The organism is Candidatus Nucleicultrix amoebiphila FS5 (assembly GCF_002117145.1).
Lineage (GTDB): Bacteria > Pseudomonadota > Alphaproteobacteria > Caedimonadales > Nucleicultricaceae > Nucleicultrix > Nucleicultrix amoebiphila.
The window spans coordinates 764,845-783,714 of record NZ_CP008743.1 but is presented as its reverse complement, the minus strand read 5'-3'; the positions used below and the strand labels follow the sequence as shown (position 1 = coordinate 783,714).

The following is an 18,870-nucleotide window of genomic DNA, read 5'->3' as shown; positions in this document are numbered from 1 at the left end:
CTTTAAGTTTGATAGATATATGTTCCCGGAGAATTTTCAATGGCTTTGTAGTTTTTATTCCCCGCAGGTCGAGCCATTACCTTCTTCGTAGAGGAAGCTTGCGCGATCCATTCTTGCCACGCTAGCCACCACGACCCTTTTTTATGAGGTGCAAGGGCTTCCCAACGATCAGGAGACAAGTACACTTCATTTCTTGGGGTAGTTTTTATTTGATAAGCTGCTTTTGGGTGATCTGGATTACTGACAATACCCACATTATGTCCTCCACTGGTCAAAACAAAAGTTACATCTGTGTCTGCCAAAAGATGAATTTTATGAACCGATTGCCACGGTGAAATGTGATCTTTCACTGTAGCAACACAGAAAATAGGCACTGCCACATCTTGGATGGCAACGGGCTTCTGATTCACTTTAAAGCGACCCTCAGCCAGGTCGTTTTTCAAATAAATATTCTTCAGATATTGCATATGCATTCGATAGGGAAGACGCGTTTCATCGGCATTCCAAGCCATTAAATCACTTGGTTCTTTGCGAACCCCTAAAAGGTAGTTTCTTAACATATAGGACCAAATGAGATCGGTGGACTTGAGCATCTGAAAAGTACCCTTCAATTGAGGTTTATCAAGATACCCTTGTTGCTTCATAATTTTTTTAAGGAAGTTTATTTGACTCTCATCAACAAATAGAAGTATTTCTCCAGCCTCTGTAAAGTCTGTTTGAGCTGCAAAGAGCGTGACAGTTTTCAACTGTTGATGGTTGTATCGACTTAAATAAGCTGCTGCCATAGTGAGGAGTGTTCCTCCTAAGCAATAGCCCGCAGCATGGATGGAAGTTTTAGGACAGATATCTTTAATGACTTTTAATGCGTCCATAATGCCAAGCTGTATATAGTCTTCAAACGAAAGATCACGATCTTCTTGCATTGGGTTCTTCCAGGAAATCATGAAGACAGTATGTCCTTTATCCACCATATACTTAACCAAGGAGTTTTGAGGAGAAAGGTCCAAAATGTAATATTTCATGATCCAAGCTGGAACAAACAATATCGGCTCTGCATAAACTTCTTTTGTGCTGGGGCTGTATTGGATAAGTTCTATGAGGTTATTGCGATATATCACTTTACCGGGAGTAATCGCTACATCGCGTCCTGCTTTAAATTTTTGCAAGCTTTCGGGTGGTTCACCTAACAATGACTTGCTCAAATCTTTCAAAAAATATTTGTATCCTCGGAATAAGTTCATTCCCATTTGTTCAATTGTCGTTGATAAAACTTCTGGATTGGTAAAAGGAAAGTTTGTAGGTGAAAAAAAGTTCAACATTTGTCTTAAAGTAAAATCAATAACATCACGATGATGTTCTGAAGTGCCTGGAGCACATGCGGCATTTTTCCACCAATCTTCAACATAAAGAAAAGCTTGTTGATAGTATTTATAAGGTGCTTTTTGCCAGGCGGAGTCCTTAAAACGCTTATCTGTCAGATAATATTGACATTTTTTGTCTTCTTGATCACCACGCAAAACGCATTGGTAGCGTTTTAAGAGTTCTAAGGCTTGAGCGCTCAGGGCTACTTGCTTGCCTGGAGAAGAAGCGAGATGAATAATCCAATCACAAAACGCTAAGGTAATAGAAGCTGGAGAAAGAGAGAAGGTGAGTTTACCAATGCTTTGATAAAACAATTGGTCAAGCCAAGCATAATACTCATTGTAGCCATCCGTTAAGGATCTCTCTTCTTCATTTACTTTCTGGGCAAGATTATTTTCCTTCATTTTTCCCTCATTTTTGTTTCTACTATAAGCCAGAATAGACAAAAAAGACTTAAATTTTTTTTAATAAATGCCTTTTTTGAGATTGGAAGCTCTTGGTGTCTTACAATACTCTAACCTTTCTTCTCAAAACAGTCGGAATTGAATTCCAAATGACATTAGAGTCTCTTGATTTCTAAATTATTTTGAGTTTTAGAGAAGGGAAAAAGAATCCACATGACGCCTTGTATAGCCACCGTTTATAGTTAGAGCTTTCCTCAGTTCTCATATAGAGCAACCTATGCGCTTTTACTCAGAATCCTTGACACCAAGAATTTACATGGTTAATTGAAGATGGTGTCTTGCCCAGGTGGCGGAATTGGTAGACGCGCTAGGTTCAGGTCCTAGTGAGCGCAAGCTTTTGGAAGTTCGAGTCTTCTCCTGGGCACCAATTATTGAGTGTAAGGAAAAGCCATGAAGCCAACCATAAAACTCTACCAAGGAGACCTTCCAGCTGATGTGCAGTTTGATGGAAGTGTCGCTATTGATACAGAAACGATGGGATTAAACCATAATCGCGACCGTTTATGTTTAGTACAACTTTCCGGTGGTGATGGAGTTGCACATTTAGTGCAGTTAAATACTAGCAAAGAATATAACGCCCCGAATTTGTGTAAAATTTTGAGCGATCCTAAAATTATTAAGATCTTTCATTTTGCGCGCTTTGATGTAGCTGCTCTAAAACACTCTTTAGGAGTTGTGACCACGCCTATATATTGCACCAAAATAGCTTCTAAGTTAACGCGTACTTATACTGAGAGACACTCTTTAAAAGATTTATGCAGAGATCTCTTAAGTATCGATATTTCAAAAGAACAACAAACCTCTGATTGGGGGAATCCCACCTTAAAGCCGGAGCAAATGGACTATGCTGCTGGTGATGTTTTACACTTGCATCAGTTAAAGGTTAAATTGGATGCACTGTTATTGAGAGAAGGGCGGACAGAACTGGCTAAGGAATGCTTTCAATTTTTACCAACGTGCACAAGCCTTGATTTGCTGGGCTATGAAGACTTTTATGTTTTTCAACACTAGGATGTCTGCTAATCTTAATACTCAGTTGACGAAAGGCTTAATATAAAGATGACGGTAGTTGCTAAGAGTGTAAAGCCACTTTCAGACGTTTTAGAAGCTCAAAGGGTAATATCCCTTGAAGTGGCTGCTCTTGAAGCTCTCAAAAAGACATTAAATGATAGTTTTACAAAAGCTATTGAGGTCTTGGTTGCCACCAAGGGTCGTGTGATTGTCACAGGCATGGGTAAGAGTGGACATGTGGCGCGCAAAATTGCTGCAACCCTGTCTTCGACAGGAACGCCTGCTCTTTTTGTTCATCCTGCAGAAGCAAGTCATGGAGATCTTGGAATGATCTCTATTAATGATACAGTCATTGCCCTATCCAATTCAGGGGAAACTTCAGAATTGTCGGATGTTTTAGGTGATACGAAACGTCGGTCATTACCTCTGATCGCGATTACCAGTAATCCACAAAGTGCTTTAGCTTCTGCTGCTGATGTTGTGTTACCCTTGCCAAAGTTTGAAGAAGCGTGTCCTTTAAAGCTGGCGCCCACAACTTCAACAACACTCATGATGGTTTTAGGAGACGCCTTGGCAACGACTTTATTAAGTCGCAAGAACTTTTCTTCCGAAGATTTTAGTGCGTTTCACCCAGGAGGGCGTCTAGGGCAACAGCTGTTGCAAATTAAAGATATTATGCACAAAGAAAATGAATTGCCTTTAGCGCATCCACAAACCTTAATGCGTGATGCAATGTTGGTTATGACCGCCAAGAGGTTTGGTTGTGTAGGGATTGTTAGTGAAGATACCGGTCGTTTGCTAGGTATGATTACGGATGGTGATTTAAGGCGTCACATGTCTGGAAACTTGCTTGAATTAAAGGCGCAAGACGTTATGACGAGCAATCCTAAAACCATACGTCAAAATGCTCTTGCCCAAGAAGCCCTAGCGATTATGAATACCAAGAAGATAACCAGTCTTTTTGTCGTTGAGAACACTCAAGAGAATAAGCCCATTGGGATTCTGCATATTCATGACTGCCTTAGGGCAGGAATCTCTTAAGAGGTACTATGCAAGCAATTATCCCGCCCATTAAAAAAGTACATTTTCCTTTTGTTTCTTCTTTGCGACATCGAAAGTTGAGCAACTCTTATTCAAAGCGCGTGCGTTTTTTAAAATGGTTTTTACCCTTCACTGCTTTGACACTTATTAGTGTCGTCTTTTTTTGGCCCCACCTTCAGGATTTCTTGGAGGCTACGCAAACATCTGTGGCAAGGCCTTATATTAAAAAGAAACCTCAAGATATCAGTGTCGAAAACTATTTGGTAAAACCAAGGCTTATATCCACCGATAAAAATGGTCGACCTTATTCAATAAAGGCCGAAAAAGCTCTCCAATCTAAGCCTCATGAAGCATTGCTGACTGATCCACAAAGTGAGATTGTTCTTGAAGATAAAACATCAATTAATATTAAAGCGCAGGCTGGGTATTTTGATGAAAACAATAATACGTTAACGTATTCAGATAATGTTGTTCTTGAGAGTTCGAATGGATACCACCTTGAGACAAAAGAAGCAAAACTACAGTTTAATAATCAAAACGCTCAAGGAGATAAACCTGTGCACGGTGTTGGACCTCTTGGGACAATTGATGCTGAAGGCTTTGCTGTAATGAAAGAATCAAACTCTATCCATTTTAAAGGCAAAAGTAAGTTGATCATCTATCCTCAAATTGACGAGGCTGCGAAGGTTAACAAAGCTCATGAATAAAGTTTCTGCGTTTATCCTGTTGTTTTTATATAGTCCTTTAATGGCTTTTACCTTTGATAATCAAAATAATGATTTGCCGATAGAGATTGACGCAAAAAAAGGGATCGTCTGCGAGCAAAATGAAAATCGTTGTATTGCTGAAGGTTCTGTGGTTGTGAGACAAGGTGAAAGAACTCTTTATGCGGATCGTTTAATTGCCTACTTAGGTCCTAAAGAAGCTCAACAGAAATTGTCACGAATCGTTGCTCAAGGTCATGTCTATTATGAAGCTCCTGCCCTGTATCAAAAAGCTATAGCTGGTAGCGCTGATTACAATTTAAAGGACAACACCTTAACTTTAAGCGGTGGTCCTCTTAAGGTCTGGCTAAAAGATGTAGATGTAACGGCTCAGAAAGTAATTCGCTATGATGAAAAACAAAAAATAATTTTGGCTGAAGGAGATGTTGTTGCTCGTCAAAATGATAAATCTTTGCTTGCGCCTATTCTTAAAGTTCATTTGAAAGAAAATAAGCAAGGGAAAACAGAAATTGACAAGCTTGAAGCTGAAGGAGTTGTAAAGATCATTACTTCTAAAGAAATTGTCCAAGCCAAGAGCGGAACTTACAAACAAACTCCCGATGAAGCTACTTTAAGTGGAAATGTTGCTATCGATCGTCTTGATGGTCGTCTTGAAGGAGATTATGTTGAAATAGATGTAGAGAGAGGGATAAATCGTATGACCTCTAAGATAAAGCGTGCTCAAGCCTTAGTGAGACCGTCAAAAGAAACATATAGTTCAATGAAAAAAACAACCTCATGAATCCAAAAGCATCCCATTCACATTCTAAAGTAACGTCTAAAACCCCTGCTTTGGGTTTAAGTGTTGAAAACTTATCTAAAGTTTATAACGGACGGCCTGTCATCCGCGATATAAATTTACGTCTAGAAAGAGGAGAAGTTGTGGGGCTTCTAGGGCCAAATGGCGCGGGGAAGACAACAACTTTTTCAATTATTGCAGGGTTGGTGACACCGAGTTTAGGGACTATTAAACTAGATGGCCATGATATTACGACGTTTCCCATGTATCGTCGTGCACGCTTGGGTATTGGTTATTTACCGCAAGAAGCTTCTATCTTTAGAGGGTTAACCGTTGAAGAAAACATTATGGCCATTATTCAAGTTATGGAAAAAAATCATGATCGCCGAGAGGAAATTTTAGAATCTCTCTTATCAGAGTTTATGATTACACATTTGCGTCGTTCCATGGCGTTAACTTTATCGGGAGGAGAGCGGCGACGTGTTGAAATTGCTCGAGCCTTAGCGAGTCAACCTGAATTTTTCTTGCTTGATGAGCCATTGGCAGGCATTGACCCTATAGCAGTAGGTGACATCCGTAATCTCATTGCCCATCTCAAAGACCGTCAAATTGGTGTGCTGATTACAGATCATAATGTGCGTGAAACCCTTGATATTGTTGATAGGGCTTATATCATTAATGAGGGTAAGGTTCTCATGGAGGGGTCTCCAAAACAAATTATTGCGGATAAAAATGTTCGGCGCGTTTACCTTGGAGAAAGTTTTAGGCTTTAATATGCCTTAATATGAAGACAACACAGGGACTTATTCAACGTCAACAACAGACTCTAACCCTCACGCCACAGTTGCGTCAGGCCATAAAACTTCTTGAACTTTCCAATCTTGATCTTGCCTTGTTTATTTCACAAACTTTGAATGAAAACCCATTATTGACGCTTGATCCTCCGGATGGTCTTGAAACAAGTCTTTCTGAGAAAAATACCGAAGGTGAGGAGTTTGATGGTGAAGAATTTGACAACATATGGACCAATGATAGTGATTCAGATCGTTGGCAAGATCAGCCAAATCTAAATAAAAAAAATTCTTTCGATGATTCTGAGGGCAATAACCTAGAACGTCTTGCAGCCAACTCTGAGAACCTTACTGAGCATCTTTTGTCTCAGTTAAATACAGATATTCGTGATCCTGTAGAAAGGCTCATTGGAGCGCAATTGATCGAATTGGTTGATAATACAGGTTATATTTTTGCTGATTTTTCGAATTTGGCTGAGCAATTGGGGTGTTCAGTTGATTTTCTAGAGTCTCTATTGATTAAACTGCAGTGCTTTGACCCTCCTGGAGTGTTTGCACGCAATCTTAAAGAATGCTTGACGCTTCAGCTGCAAGATCAAGGAAACGTTAATAAAAAAATGCAAAAAGTTATAGATCATCTAGATCTTTTGGCGGAGCATCGTATTGACAAGCTTCTTAAGGAGTGTGTTTTGAATCGTGATGAACTTATAGAAATCACAAAAAAAATTAGAGAGCTTGATCCTAAGCCGGGTCTGAGATTTGAACAAACGCCTTCTCAAACCGTTATCCCCGATGTGATGATTACTTTTGATAAAAACGAAGGAAAGTGGCGTGCACACCTCAATGAAGCAACGATGCCGCGCATTTGGATTGATCAAAAATATTATAAGCAGCTCAATGAGAATAAAGCTGCCAAAGACACACGAAAATACTTGAGTGAACAATATGGTAGTGCGAATGCGTTGTTAAAAGCTCTTGCGCAAAGACAAAGCACTATTTTGAAGGTTTCAGAGGCTATTGTTGAACATCAACAGACCTTTTTTAATAAGGGAATAAAGGGCTTAAAACCCATGGTTTTAAGAGATATAGCAGAAATTATCGGTATGCATGAGAGCACTGTAAGCCGTGTGACTAGCAATAAATATATGGCAACGCCACGGGGTACATTTGAATTAAAGTACTTTTTCACTGTAGCTTATACGCATGCTGATACAGGAGAAGATCTTTCTTCAGAAACTATTCGTCATCAAATTAAGGAATTAGTTGAAAAGGAAGACCCGAATCAACCTTTTTCCGATGACCAGATCGTTAAAATTTTAAGTACAAAAGGGGTACCACTTGCGAGACGTACCGTGGCAAAATATCGTGATGCCCTTAAGCTGCCTTCTTCTTACGAGAGAAAACGGCGTAAAAATGTAGGTTTTTAAAGATACTAAATAAAATTTTTCTTTTTCCACTACTGGCAAAGAAACCCTATCAGAGGTATAATTATATTATTGAGGCTTAAACTTTATTAGGACAACAAACATGAAATTAACTGTAACAGGACGTCAAGTTGATATCGGTGAATCTTTCCAAAATTATATTGATAGTGAGTTCAAAGCTCTAATGGAGCGTTACAATATCCATCCTGTTGAAACAACAGTGGTAGTGTCAACGGCTGGTCATCTTTATCGTTGCGATATTGCTTCGAAAATAGGTCGTGTTTATATCCGTGCTCAAGAAACGGGCGATGAAGTTATTCAAAGCTTTGATAATACTTTCCGTACGCTCGTTCAGCGTTTGCGACGCCATAAGCGTAAATTAATGGACCACTACAAGCACCATGATGTGCACATAAGTCCTGAAATGGTGCCCCAATATGTTTTGAATAGTTTGCCACCATCAGAGCATGATCAGGATGAAGAATTAGCGCCTGCAATTATTGCTGAATTGCAGACCGAAGTTGAGTCCATATCTGTGGAAGAGGCCGTAATGCGCCTCGATCTTTCCAATGAATCCACTTACGTGTTTCGCAGCAGTAAACACGGGGGCATCAATGTTGTCTATCGTCGCTCCGATGGAAATATCGGTTGGATCGATCCCCAGAAAGCTTAATGTCTGGAAGCAAGGAAACCGTGTAGGATAGCAAATTGAATCAACCAATTCAGCTGGTCTTGGTGTTCAGGTGAATGTGCTTTTAGATCGTATGGGCTTGAGACATTAAACGCAGCCAATATTTTAGTATAGCGTTTCCATAAGTCATTACGATCTTGGTGCGTAAAAAATCTTAAATGTTTTATACGTGTATTCCAATCGACTAACCCCAAGTAGGTTAAAGTATCATGTACATTTTCTTGATAATGAGGGTGCGAGATAATACGTCTTAAAGTAATTTCAGCGTTAAGCGTGTCACCAGCTTGTTGAACGAATGAAAAGAATTTGACATGATTCATCAAACTAATGGCTTTGTGTCTGTCAAGTTCCATAAGTGCGTTAATAACTCTAGCATCAATTGTGGTGCCCTCCAAGAGCACGGATACAGAATTTCTCAAGTAATCAGAATCCAATTGAGCGCCATTTGTTCTGAAGAGAGACCGTGCGACGGTAGCTTGTATATAGTCTTCAAAAAAAGTGATGACCTTCTGAATGAAGTAAAATCTTATATGGTTCGGAAGGCTTCTTAAAGCTTCCTGCTTCAAATACCAAAGAGTTTTGAAATTTTCCCTGAATAATTTGTAGAAGAAGTCCAAATTTTGAGGTTCTCGTAACTCTTCTGCTAAGCACTGATTGGCAACTTTTGTCAGATAATGGGTTGATGACACAACTTCTTCGATCAGAATTGGATGACTCGCCAAGTGCATTAAAAAAAATAAAAGATCAAGATTTCTTCTTGGAAGGGGTTGTGCATATGTATGAATTAATAAGGGTTGGGTGACTGAAGAAAGTGCGTGCGTAACTTCTCTATCGTCAGCAAAAAGATGACTAAATCTAGTTAAAAAAGCCCAGCGATTGTTAGGGGTTTCTTCAATAGAAAGCGCTATAAAAAGCGTGCGATAAAAACTCCGTGCTAAATCTTCTTTATTTTGGGTTGAGAGAAAATGATAATAGGAAGTCTGTGCTGCAAAGCTACCAATGACGGAATCGCTATCAAACAAATATCTCGTTAAACCAAATTGGTGCTCGGCTTCTTTATAGCGTTTTAATAAAAAGAACATGCATCCTAGCCGTTCTTGTTCTGATATTTCCACATCAAGTTTCTTTAAAGAAAAGAATTTTCTCAAAATTGTAAGAGTGACGTTTCCCAATATTTGATTTTTTTGGGGAAAATAGGGATGAGTCGCCAGATGACCTAAGGCTTCAACAGCTTCTTCTTTATGCGTACATCCATTGATACGTTCAATAAGTTGGTCAGCAGTGATTATGGTATTCACAGTGAAGAAGCGTAAGATAGGTCTCTGCATTGGTTGTTGTGAAGGAGGGCGGTGTTCTGCATTTAAAGGAGGAAGTCCTAATAATGGTTGAACAGCTGTTGGACGTGCGTCTTCTATGCTCTCAGGATTGAGAAGTTCATGAATGCTTATTTTTGAGGCATGAAGGGGAACTATTAATAGGGATCCAATAAGAGTAAGAATGGCAGAACGTTTTAAAAACATAGAAGCATCCGTGATTGAAATGATAGCATTTTCTTGATGTATAACTTTGTTTACAAAGGGTCAATATTTTTCAGAGGAGTAATCTCTTAAAGTACTTTCTTAAGAAACTCTCTAGCACGCTCTGAAATGGGGGATTTGAAAAATTTAACAGGGCTTTGTTCTTCTAATAGGATTCCTTCATCAAGAAACCAAATGCTGTCCGCGACTTCGCGGGCAAAACCCATCTCGTGAGTGACGATGGCCATAGTAATCTTTGTTTTTGCAAGATTTTTAATAACATCTAAGACTTCTTTCACCATTTCAGGATCGAGGGATGATGTAGGCTCATCAAAAAGAATAACCTCAGGATCCATAGCTAAAGCACGTGCAATGGCTACTCTTTGCTTTTGTCCGCCTGAAAGTTTTACTGGATAAACATGCGCTTTATCCTTAAGACCAACTTTCCTTAATAATTCTAAAGCCTGAGTTTCTGCATCTTTCCTGGATTTACCCAATACTTTCATGGGGGCAAAAGTAATATTCTCTAACACATTCATATGAGGAAAAAGATGAAAATGCTGAAATACCATGCCAATCTTTTGCCTCAGCTTCTGTAAATTACAGCTCTTTTCTGTAATATCTTTGTCGTTGAAAAAAATGTTCCCTGAAGTGGGAAGCTCTAAAAGATTTATGCAACGCAACAAAGTAGATTTTCCAGAGCCAGAGGGGCCAATGATAGCCACAACTTCACCTTTCTTAATCTCCGCAGAGATGCCTTTTAAAACTTCGTGTCCATGGAATGACTTATAAAGATCTTTAATGCGAATCACTTTGTCTCATCCACTTTTCAATATGTTTAGAAACATAGGTTAGAATCATAACAATGACATAGTAAATAACGGCTACAATCATTAGGGGCTCAAAAAAGAGATACGTTTTCGCTGAAACAATATTTGCCCGCCGCAAAAGATCCAACTCTCCGATGACTGAAACAAGGGCAGATTCTTTTACAAGATCAATGCTCTCATTAACCAAGGCCGGAAGAATATTCTTAATGGCTTGAGGTAAAATAATACTCTTAAGAGTTGTCAAATGAGAAATCCCCAAAGCAGCTGAGGCTTCAAATTGACCACGATCGATGGCTTGTATGCCGGCGCGAATTGTTTCAGACACATAGGCAGCTGAGTTTAAGGAAAAAGCTAAAATCCCTGCTTGAAAGGCGCTTATTTTATACCCTAAAAGTTCAGGCGTGGCGTAATAGATTAAGGATAATTGCACCAAAAGCGGCGTACCTCTAAAAATAGAAGTGTATAGATAGGCAAAACCCCTTAGCAATCTATTCTGAGAAATCTTAAAAATAGCTAAAAAATTGCCTAATATAAAGCCACATAAAGCCGATAATCCTGCATACTCTAAGGTTACAAAAGTACCTTCAAGTATATAGGGAAGGTCTGGACGGATTTGCTCAAAATGGAAAATCACATCTTATCCTTGGATTGCAGCCATTTTTCAACCAAACGATCAATTGTGCCATTTTTCTTTAATGCTTCAATAGCTTCATTAAATTTAGCAACCCAAGGAGATCCCTTTGCAAAGGCAATACCCGTTTCGGTATCTCCTTGTCTGATGTGTACATATTTCAAATCTTTGTTTCTCTGAACATAAGCGATAGCAGGTCGTAGATCCATCATAACGCCATCAATCCTATCAGCTCTTACTTCTTGAATTAATTCTCCAAGTTTATTGAGGTGTACTATTTTCACTTCTCCCTTAGGGGCCAGCTTTTGGAGGACTTCATCATGGGGAGTACCAAGCTGAACACCAATTTTCTTCCCCGCGATATTGTCGGCAGTAATTTCAGGATGTTCAGATTTTATAACAATAGCAACTTGATTACGAATGTATGAAGTTGAGAAATCCACATTCTGAGCACGCTCAGGAGTAATTGTTAAGGAAGCCATGGCTAAATCAGCTCGGCCTGATTGCACGGAAGAAATAAGGCCATTAAAATCACGATCTTCAACTTCAATTTTAATGCCAAGGTATTGTGCAATTTCTTGAACGAGATTAATGTCAAAGCCAATGATTTTTCCAGCATCCCCTCCTTCAAAATATTCGTAGGGTGGGTTATCAGCTGACGTAACCATGGTAAGAGTCTTTTCAAGACCTTTGACTTCTCGAATTTTATTTTTGTCACTGCTGTCACCACAACCAGTGAGTCCAAAAAGAGCGCAAAATAAGAAACCAAAAATAAAATTTTTTCTAAGGACCATGAGCTATAACTACCCTAAGTATAATGAGTTAAACACGTTTACAATTTCTTGAAACATTGCTAATTTTCAAGAGAAGAAGCCAAATATAAACTAAAGATCTAACGATGAAACTCATCACCGGCAATAGCAATTTTCCTCTAGCTCAAAATGTGGCCAGCACATTAGGAATAGCATTGACCAAAGCGAGTGTCAAAAGCTTTGCAGATCACGAGATTAGTGTTGAAATTCATGAGAGTGTTCGTGGTGAAGATGTGTTTGTCATTCAATCTACCTCTTATCCAGCCAATAATCATGTGATGGAATTATTGATTTTATTGGATGCGTTAAAACGAGGGTCGGCGAGACGGATCACGGCTGTTGTCCCATATTTTGGTTATGCGCGTCAGGATAGAAAAACTGGACCAAGAACACCTATTTCAGCAAAACTCATGGCAAACTTAATCACTCAAGCGGGCGCCGATCGTGTTGTTACTTGTGATTTGCATGCAGGTCAAATCCAAGGGTTTTTTGATATTCCCGTTGATAATTTATTTACCGCTCCATTGTTTAGTCATAGCATCAAAGAGCGTTTTAAGGATAAATCCTTTGTGATTGTTTCTCCTGATGTGGGAGGCGTTGTGCGTGCACGCTCTGTGGCTAAGCGTGTTGAAGCTGAGCTTGCAATCATCGATAAAAGAAGAGAACACGCTGGTGTTTCAGAGGTGATGAACGTGATTGGGGATGTGCTTGGACGCAATTGTATTTTGATTGATGATATTGTTGATTCTGCAGGAACACTTTGTAATGCAGCAAGTGCTCTTATAGAAGCAGGCGCAACAACGGTTGAAGCATACGTTTCCCATGGGGTGCTTTCGGGTGAAGCTCTGAAAAAAATAGAGACGTCACCTCTAAGCAAGCTGTCCATTACCGATAGTATTTATATGCATGACACTAAGGAACGCTCAAAAAAGATTGAATATCTTCCTTTAGCGCCCCTCTTAGGAGATACTATACAGCGTATTGCGACCGAACAATCTGTCTCTAGTCTTTTTAATTAAGTAGTGAGTGCGGAGCTTTTTAGTTTCTGCATTCCATAAACGATACTGCCACCAAAAATTGAGCAGACGGGAATCGTTAACAAAGAATAAGCATAAGATTGTGTCGTGTATACGCGTGCACCATTCGCCATATCCCCACTCCAAAAGAGATCCATAAAGAACCCAATGATCGTATGAAAGAAAGATCCTCCTAACATATTAATGCAATTCAAAAAAGCGACTGTTACCCCTAGTAAAGCTGCAGGCATGAGATTTGACCCTGCTGTAAAAACTAAGACTTGGTAACAACTCAGAATACCAATACAAAAAAATAGTGCGCTTAATCCAAAGGTGTTCATTGTACTGGTGCCAAGAAGCATTCCGATAAAAAGGCCAGCCATACCGAGGCTGCATAGAATGATCACTTTGTACACACCCCAATGTGTACTTAAGAAAGCGAGGAGGGGGCCTCCAAATAACATACCTATAAATATGAACGAAACCAAGCCGGCTGCCTGACTTTTCTCAAGTTTATAAGCAGATATAAGATAGTTAATTCCCCAAACATCGGCAAAGCCTTCTAAGGAGCCCACCATTAATAAGTTAGCGACAGCGAGCCAAATGAGAGCTGGAGATTTTAGAGTTTTTTGTAAATCTTTCAGCGTGATTTTATTTTTGTGGATTTTAGCAGTTGGTGGGTTTTTTAAAAAAATAAAGATAAAGCAACCTAACGCAATACCAAATAAAGCAATAATGCTAGCGACTTTTTGCCAGCCCAAGGTATCAATCATATAATTGACGGGCTTGCCTCCATAGAGCGCTCCTAAAAGTCCAAAAGTGAATGTTAGCCCAATCATGGTAGAATAACGATTTAAGGGAAACCATAAAGAAACGGCCTTAGATACCCCTAAAAACCCAACAGCAGAAGCAGCGCCAATCAAGAAACGACCTAAAAGAGCAAGTCCCCATTGGTTCGTAAAAGTAAAGAGGAAGATTGAGAGTCCGCATAGGATTGCACAGAGAGCAATAATGAGTTTGGCTCCATAACGATCGAGTAATATAGCCACAGGAATTTGCATACTCGCATAGCCAAAATAATACATGGCTGACAGGAACCCGAAAGCCGTGGCTTCAATGGAAAATTGCTCCATAATTTGTTGCATTAAAAGACTAGGCCAGAGACGTAAAATGAATTGATAAGCGAAAAAGGCGAGAGGTAAAGACCACATAAGCCATGGAAGCGCTTTTAAACGGACAGAAGACATACAAAATCCTGTTTCTTAATTTAATGAGAGATATACGATATTTTTTGAAAAAAGAAAGGTTTATCGGCGCCGAGGGCCGATAATAATCTGAGAAATAATGATTCTGAACATTTTTAAATTCATAATTTTAAAATAGGAAGCAGACACAGAAAAGTCAATTGGAAAAGTCGGTTTTATCGAAGCAGAGGCCCTTTCATGTCATCAGTCTGTTAATCAAGGTCTATAGGTTAAAACTAAACGATCACTGTCAATGGAATGGTCTAAATTGGTTTAAAATGCGTAATTATTGTCTTATTAATCAAAAATAGGTTGCAAAATTTGTCCCAACGATTTAATGGATGAGCAAAGGTTTTTTTAAGGAGAAAAGCAATGACGACAACAGCAACAATGCGTGTTCAGTCTCGGGAAAACATTGGACGTGGAGGTTCACAAGCCTTGCGCCGTCAAGGTTTAGTCCCAGGAGTTATTTATGGGGCCGGTAAGGACAATGTCAACTTCGCAATTGACGAGCGTGACGTTGTTAAAGGCTTAAATGATGCTGGGTTCTTTACGCATATTTTTGATTTAAAGATAGGTAATGTAAGCGAGCGAGGGCTAGCACGTGAGGTTCAGTTGCATCCAGTTACGGATAGACCAATTCACATTGATTTTTTAAGAGTTGGTAAAGATAGCAAGGTGAATGTGGCTGTGCCTGTAACCTTTATCAATGAAGATAAATCTCCAGGCTTAAAGCGCGGTGGCGTTTTGAATATCGTTCTCCACAACCTGGAATTAGTTTGTCCTGCCGATCATATTCCTGATCATTTGACCGTGGACTTAACGGGTGTTGAAATTGGTCATGGTATTCACGTTGAATCTTTGAATTTGCCTGCTGGCATTAGTGTTGCGCATAAGGATCGCGATAATACCATTGCAACAATCGTGGCTCCAACGATTCAAAAAGCTGAAACTGAAGCTGCACCTGTAGAAGGTGCAGCTACTGCTGCTCCTGCAGAGGGAGATAAGAGCAAATCCGAGTAATCGGGTTTTCTAGAATATGCTCTTCGTGGGGTTAGGGAATCCAGGCGAACAATACCACAATAACCGGCACAATATAGGTTTTATGGTTGTGGACGCCTTGGCCCAGACCCACAAGTTTTCAGTGCCGAAGACAAAATTTAAAGGTATCGTGCAAGAGGGAACTTTTCAGGGAAAGAAAGTTTATCTTTTTAAACCTTTGTCCTATATGAATCTTTCTGGCACGGCTGTTTCTGAGTTAGCTAATTTTTATAAAATACCCCTTCATGAGATTGTTGTCATTCATGACGATCTTGACCTAGATCCTGGTAAAATTCGTATGAAGCAGGGGGGTGGTCATGGGGGGCATAATGGTTTGAAAAGCTTAGATGCTCATTTAGGGAATGACTATTGGCGGTTGCGTATTGGCATTGGGCATCCAGGGGTGAGAGATTTTGTTTCTCCGTATGTTTTAAGTGACTTTTCTAAAGCTGATTATATGTGGTTAAAGCCTTTGATAGAGGCTATTGTTGACGAGTTTGGGCTGTTGGTGGAAGGTAATTTCAGTAAATTTATGAGCCTTGTGCCACAAAGATTAAAATAAACGAACGAAGATGAGGACTCATGGGGTTTAATTGTGGAATTGTGGGATTACCCAACGTTGGAAAATCCACCCTGTTTAATGCGTTAACGGCAACCGCTTCTGCCCAAGCAGCCAACTATCCTTTTTGCACAATCGATCCTAATTCGGGTCGTGTTGCAGTGCCCGATCCTCGTTTAAAACTTATTGCTCAAACGGCTGGATCAGCTGTTGAGCTTCCAACTTTTTTAGAATTTGTTGATATTGCAGGGTTGGTCCGTGGCGCCAGTAAAGGAGAAGGACTGGGCAATCAATTTTTAGGTCATATTAGAGAAGTAGATGCTATTTTACATGTTCTACGTTGCTTTGAAAATGATGATATCATTCATGTTGAGGGCCCCGTTGATCCATTACGGGATGCTGAAATTATTAACACAGAATTGATGATTGCTGATCTTGAGAGTATTGAGCGTCGTCAACAAGCTCTGGCTAAAAAAGTACGCAGCGGCGATAAGGAAGCAGTGGTGGCTTTAAATTTGCTGGAACGTGCTTACGATGTTCTCAAAGATGGCAAGCCAGCGAGAGCTGTGGAATTAAAGGATGAAGAAAAAATCATCTTTAAACAGTTAGGGTTGATTACTCAAAAACCTATTCTTTATGTTTGTAATGTAGCAGAAGATGAAGCTAAAACAGGTAATGCTCATACTGAAAAAGTTGTGGCATTTGCGAAAAGCGAAAATGCTCCTGTGGTCATTATCTCTGCGGCCATTGAATCTGAAATTTCATTACTATCTTCTGAAGAAGAAAAGAAAGATTTTTTGAAAAGCTTGGGTTTAGAAGAAACAGGATTGTCTCAAATCATAAGAGCAGGCTACGGGCTTTTAGATCTCATTACTTTTTTTACAGCTGGACCGAAGGAAGCACGCGCTTGGACTGTACGTCAAGGCGCTTTTGCTCCAGAAGCGGCGGGTGTTATTCACAGCGATTTTGAACGTGGCTTTATTTGTGCTGAGACCATAAGTTTTGAAGACTTTGTTCAATATAAAGGAGAGCAAGGCGCTAAAACAGCAGGGAAGCTTCGTCAAGAAGGCAAAGACTATCGTGTAAAAGATGGTGACGTTTTCCATTTTCGTTTTAACGTTTAAAGGACCGCCTTTTTCTTAAGACGGTCCCTTTTGAAGAGTTAAGGCAGCTTTAAGGTTTGCCATTTTTCCTTATTAATGAAGACTTTCAAGTTTTTAGGTGTATGAGCAGGCAAATCTTTGATAGGGGTTCCCTCAAGTATTTTTAAGGCCATAGTTCCTGCTTCAATTCCTACATCTTCATAACTATAGCTGAGAGCTGCAACAGCGCCATTTTTAACGGAGCCGCTATCGGCGGCAAATACTGGTTTTCTAGCATGTGTCGCTAAATCCGAAAGACTGGTCATAGCCGAAACGATTGTGTTGTCTAAAGGAACATAAATAGCATCAATTTTAGGCAAGATCATGTCAGTGACGGCTTTAATATCGTTGGTTGTCGTAATAGCGCCTTCCTCTATATGTATAGAATTTTTCTGAGCCCAAACTTTCGCTGCATTAATCATGGCCACTGAATTCGTTTCTCCTGGATTATAAAGCAACCCAAGGTTTTTGAGATGTGGGATTACTTTTCTCAAATAATCCAACTGTGCTTCTACGGGAGGAGCATCAAGGATTCCCGTAACGTTGCCTTCAGGAGCCTTTAGGTTTTTAATTAAATGGGCACCTACAGGATCTGTGACAGCTGCGAAGACGATAGGGATATTGAGATTCTTTGTCGCGTTGACTGCTGCTTGTGCTGAAGGGGTACTAATGGTCAAAATTAAGTCTGGATTGGCCGCCAGGACATCTTTTGTCATTTGTTGATTAATAGCACTATTTCCCTGGGCATTACGATAAATAACTTTCAGGTTTTCACCTTGTATAAGACCGTGTTTTGAAAGAGTTTCTAGGAAATGATAACGCACTTCATCAAGTGCTTGATGCTCAACAATTTGAAGGATGGCGATGGTGTTTTTAGGGGTGGGTTTGTTGCAAGATATTAAGAAAAGGGTCGTAAGAGATATGATTAAAGATTTAAGGGTTTTGAGAGTCTTTCGGTTTGAGTGTTTCATAAGCTGTCATCCAATTTAATAAATTAATCCAAAGGCTTGTAACCATTGAGGTCTTGCTAAATCGGCTGCTAAATCGAAAGAAACGATCTGAATAATAAGTTGTCATGATTTACTCCTTCTTTATAAAGTGTCACAATAAACAGTATCGTGTTTAGAAGAGTTATTTCAAGAGGGAAAAGCATGAGAATAGCAATTGGCAGTGATGAAAAAACGTCGCTTACGCATTATATAATCGAAGAAATTGCAAAGCGTGGCCATGAAGTGGTGACATTTGGTGCTCTTAAAGAGCAGCCCAAAGAAGTGGATTGGCCGCTCGTAAGCGCTCAATTGGCGCAAGCTGTTTCCGAAGGAAAAGCTGATGAGGGGATCCTTTTTTGCTGGACTGGTACTGGAGCTTGCATTGCTGCCAATAAAATACCGAATGTGCGTGCTGCCCTTTGTGCAGATGCAGAAACAGCGAAGGGAGCGAGAACTTGGAATCATGCGAATGTTCTTGTCCTCAGTTTGCGACTCATTTCAAAGCCTGTGGCAAGGGAAATTTTGGAAGCATGGTTTTCTACTCCCTATAGCGAAGATGATTGGAATCTTCAGCAAATTGAACGCATTAAAGAAATCGAGTCCACGAATAAAAGGGCCTGTTAAGTATTTTTTAAGTTTTGAGGAGCGTTTTTGTAAGGGTTACTCGCCTTTTAACCTAAGCCTTTTCTTTTTGTTCTCGTAAAACAAAAGCATAAAAACATCACAATAAAGTAATTATAAAGTATAAAATAAATAAAAGTGAAAAGCCTTGTCATTATTGGAATTATTCACAGTTAAAATT

Annotated in this window: 19 protein-coding genes and 1 tRNA gene; 13 read left to right on the top strand and 7 right to left on the bottom strand. The window is 39.7% G+C overall.

Features of this window, described 5'->3' with window-relative positions; translation table 11 throughout:
* Positions 1–2: 2 nt before the first annotated feature.
* The gene (locus tag GQ61_RS03800; protein WP_085784045.1) at positions 3–1,766 is read right to left on the bottom strand and encodes a PHA/PHB synthase family protein; all 1,764 of its coding nucleotides are present in this window, start codon (positions 1,764–1,766) and stop codon (positions 3–5) included.
* Between the two features lie 340 nt (positions 1,767–2,106).
* Between GQ61_RS03800 and GQ61_RS03795 the strand changes: the two genes are divergently transcribed.
* The 8 genes from GQ61_RS03795 (at position 2,107) to hpf (ending at position 8,269) form a co-directional block, all read left to right on the top strand.
* Positions 2,107–2,193: transfer RNA gene (locus GQ61_RS03795), tRNA-Leu, on the top strand.
* Between the two features lie 23 nt (positions 2,194–2,216).
* The gene (locus tag GQ61_RS03790; protein ID WP_085784044.1) at positions 2,217–2,837 is read left to right on the top strand and encodes a ribonuclease D; all 621 of its coding nucleotides are present in this window, start codon (positions 2,217–2,219) and stop codon (positions 2,835–2,837) included.
* 48 nt (positions 2,838–2,885) lie between these two features.
* Positions 2,886–3,878 (top strand): KpsF/GutQ family sugar-phosphate isomerase, encoded by a 993-nt coding sequence (locus tag GQ61_RS03785; protein ID WP_085784043.1) that lies wholly within the window; start codon positions 2,886–2,888, stop codon positions 3,876–3,878.
* Between the two features lie 8 nt (positions 3,879–3,886).
* Positions 3,887–4,585: an LPS export ABC transporter periplasmic protein LptC gene (gene lptC / locus GQ61_RS03780; protein WP_085784042.1), complete on the top strand. Its 699-nt coding sequence runs from the start codon at positions 3,887–3,889 to the stop codon at positions 4,583–4,585.
* Positions 4,578–5,384, top strand: coding sequence for an LptA/OstA family protein (locus GQ61_RS03775; protein WP_085784041.1), 807 nt, complete (start codon positions 4,578–4,580; stop codon positions 5,382–5,384). Before lptC ends, GQ61_RS03775 begins: the two co-directional genes overlap by 8 nt.
* Positions 5,381–6,154: an LPS export ABC transporter ATP-binding protein gene (gene lptB, locus GQ61_RS03770; RefSeq protein WP_085784040.1), complete on the top strand. Its 774-nt coding sequence runs from the start codon at positions 5,381–5,383 to the stop codon at positions 6,152–6,154. Before GQ61_RS03775 ends, lptB begins: the two co-directional genes overlap by 4 nt.
* Before the next feature lie 11 nt (positions 6,155–6,165).
* Positions 6,166–7,599, top strand: coding sequence for an RNA polymerase factor sigma-54 (gene rpoN / locus GQ61_RS03765; RefSeq protein WP_085784039.1), 1,434 nt, complete (start codon positions 6,166–6,168; stop codon positions 7,597–7,599).
* A gap of 100 nt (positions 7,600–7,699) precedes the next feature.
* Entirely contained in the window at positions 7,700–8,269 is a 570-nt protein-coding gene (gene hpf, locus GQ61_RS03760; RefSeq protein WP_085784038.1) for a ribosome hibernation-promoting factor, HPF/YfiA family, read from the top strand.
* Here the strand turns inward: hpf and GQ61_RS03755 are convergent.
* The 4 genes from GQ61_RS03755 to GQ61_RS03740 all read right to left on the bottom strand — a co-directional run bounded on the left by GQ61_RS03755 (position 8,266) and on the right by GQ61_RS03740 (position 12,059).
* On the bottom strand, positions 8,266–9,807 hold the full coding sequence (locus GQ61_RS03755) for a hypothetical protein (protein WP_085784037.1): 1,542 nt from the start codon (positions 9,805–9,807) through the stop codon (positions 8,266–8,268). The two genes, hpf and GQ61_RS03755, sit on opposite strands and share 4 nt — an antisense overlap.
* Positions 9,808–9,893: 86 nt before the next feature.
* The gene (locus GQ61_RS03750) at positions 9,894–10,616 is read right to left on the bottom strand and encodes an amino acid ABC transporter ATP-binding protein (protein ID WP_085784036.1); all 723 of its coding nucleotides are present in this window, start codon (positions 10,614–10,616) and stop codon (positions 9,894–9,896) included.
* Positions 10,603–11,268, bottom strand: coding sequence for an amino acid ABC transporter permease (locus tag GQ61_RS03745; protein WP_085784035.1), 666 nt, complete (start codon positions 11,266–11,268; stop codon positions 10,603–10,605). The genes GQ61_RS03750 and GQ61_RS03745 overlap by 14 nt, the downstream gene beginning before the upstream one ends.
* Positions 11,265–12,059: an ABC transporter substrate-binding protein gene (locus GQ61_RS03740; RefSeq protein ID WP_085784034.1), complete on the bottom strand. Its 795-nt coding sequence runs from the start codon at positions 12,057–12,059 to the stop codon at positions 11,265–11,267. Before GQ61_RS03740 ends, GQ61_RS03745 begins: the two co-directional genes overlap by 4 nt.
* 104 nt (positions 12,060–12,163) lie before the next feature.
* On the opposite strand from GQ61_RS03740, the gene GQ61_RS03735 reads away from it, so the two are divergent.
* On the top strand, positions 12,164–13,096 hold the full coding sequence (locus tag GQ61_RS03735; protein WP_085784033.1) for a ribose-phosphate pyrophosphokinase: 933 nt from the start codon (positions 12,164–12,166) through the stop codon (positions 13,094–13,096).
* Here GQ61_RS03735 and GQ61_RS03730 read toward each other — a convergent pair.
* The gene (locus GQ61_RS03730; RefSeq protein ID WP_085784032.1) at positions 13,093–14,340 is read right to left on the bottom strand and encodes an MFS transporter; all 1,248 of its coding nucleotides are present in this window, start codon (positions 14,338–14,340) and stop codon (positions 13,093–13,095) included. The two genes, GQ61_RS03735 and GQ61_RS03730, sit on opposite strands and share 4 nt — an antisense overlap.
* A gap of 369 nt (positions 14,341–14,709) precedes the next feature.
* On the opposite strand from GQ61_RS03730, the gene GQ61_RS03725 reads away from it, so the two are divergent.
* The 3 genes from GQ61_RS03725 to ychF are packed head-to-tail and all read left to right on the top strand — an operon-like array spanning position 14,710 to position 17,061.
* Complete coding sequence (locus GQ61_RS03725; RefSeq protein WP_085784031.1) at positions 14,710–15,360, top strand: 50S ribosomal protein L25/general stress protein Ctc; 651 nt, start codon at positions 14,710–14,712, stop codon at positions 15,358–15,360.
* Positions 15,361–15,376: 16 nt separating this feature from the next.
* Positions 15,377–15,940 carry an aminoacyl-tRNA hydrolase gene (gene pth / locus GQ61_RS03720; RefSeq protein ID WP_085784030.1) on the top strand — a complete coding sequence of 188 codons (564 nt, stop codon included), beginning with the start codon at positions 15,377–15,379 and terminating at the stop codon, positions 15,938–15,940.
* 20 nt (positions 15,941–15,960) lie between these two features.
* Entirely contained in the window at positions 15,961–17,061 is a 1,101-nt protein-coding gene (gene ychF, locus GQ61_RS03715) for a redox-regulated ATPase YchF (RefSeq protein WP_085784029.1), read from the top strand.
* Between the two features lie 38 nt (positions 17,062–17,099).
* Here the strand turns inward: ychF and GQ61_RS03710 are convergent, their stop codons facing one another.
* Positions 17,100–18,050, bottom strand: coding sequence for an ABC transporter substrate-binding protein (locus GQ61_RS03710; RefSeq protein ID WP_085784028.1), 951 nt, complete (start codon positions 18,048–18,050; stop codon positions 17,100–17,102).
* 180 nt (positions 18,051–18,230) lie between these two features.
* Between GQ61_RS03710 and GQ61_RS03705 the strand changes: the two genes are divergently transcribed.
* Positions 18,231–18,692, top strand: coding sequence for an RpiB/LacA/LacB family sugar-phosphate isomerase (locus tag GQ61_RS03705; RefSeq protein ID WP_085784027.1), 462 nt, complete (start codon positions 18,231–18,233; stop codon positions 18,690–18,692).
* Positions 18,693–18,870: the final 178 nt, after the last annotated feature.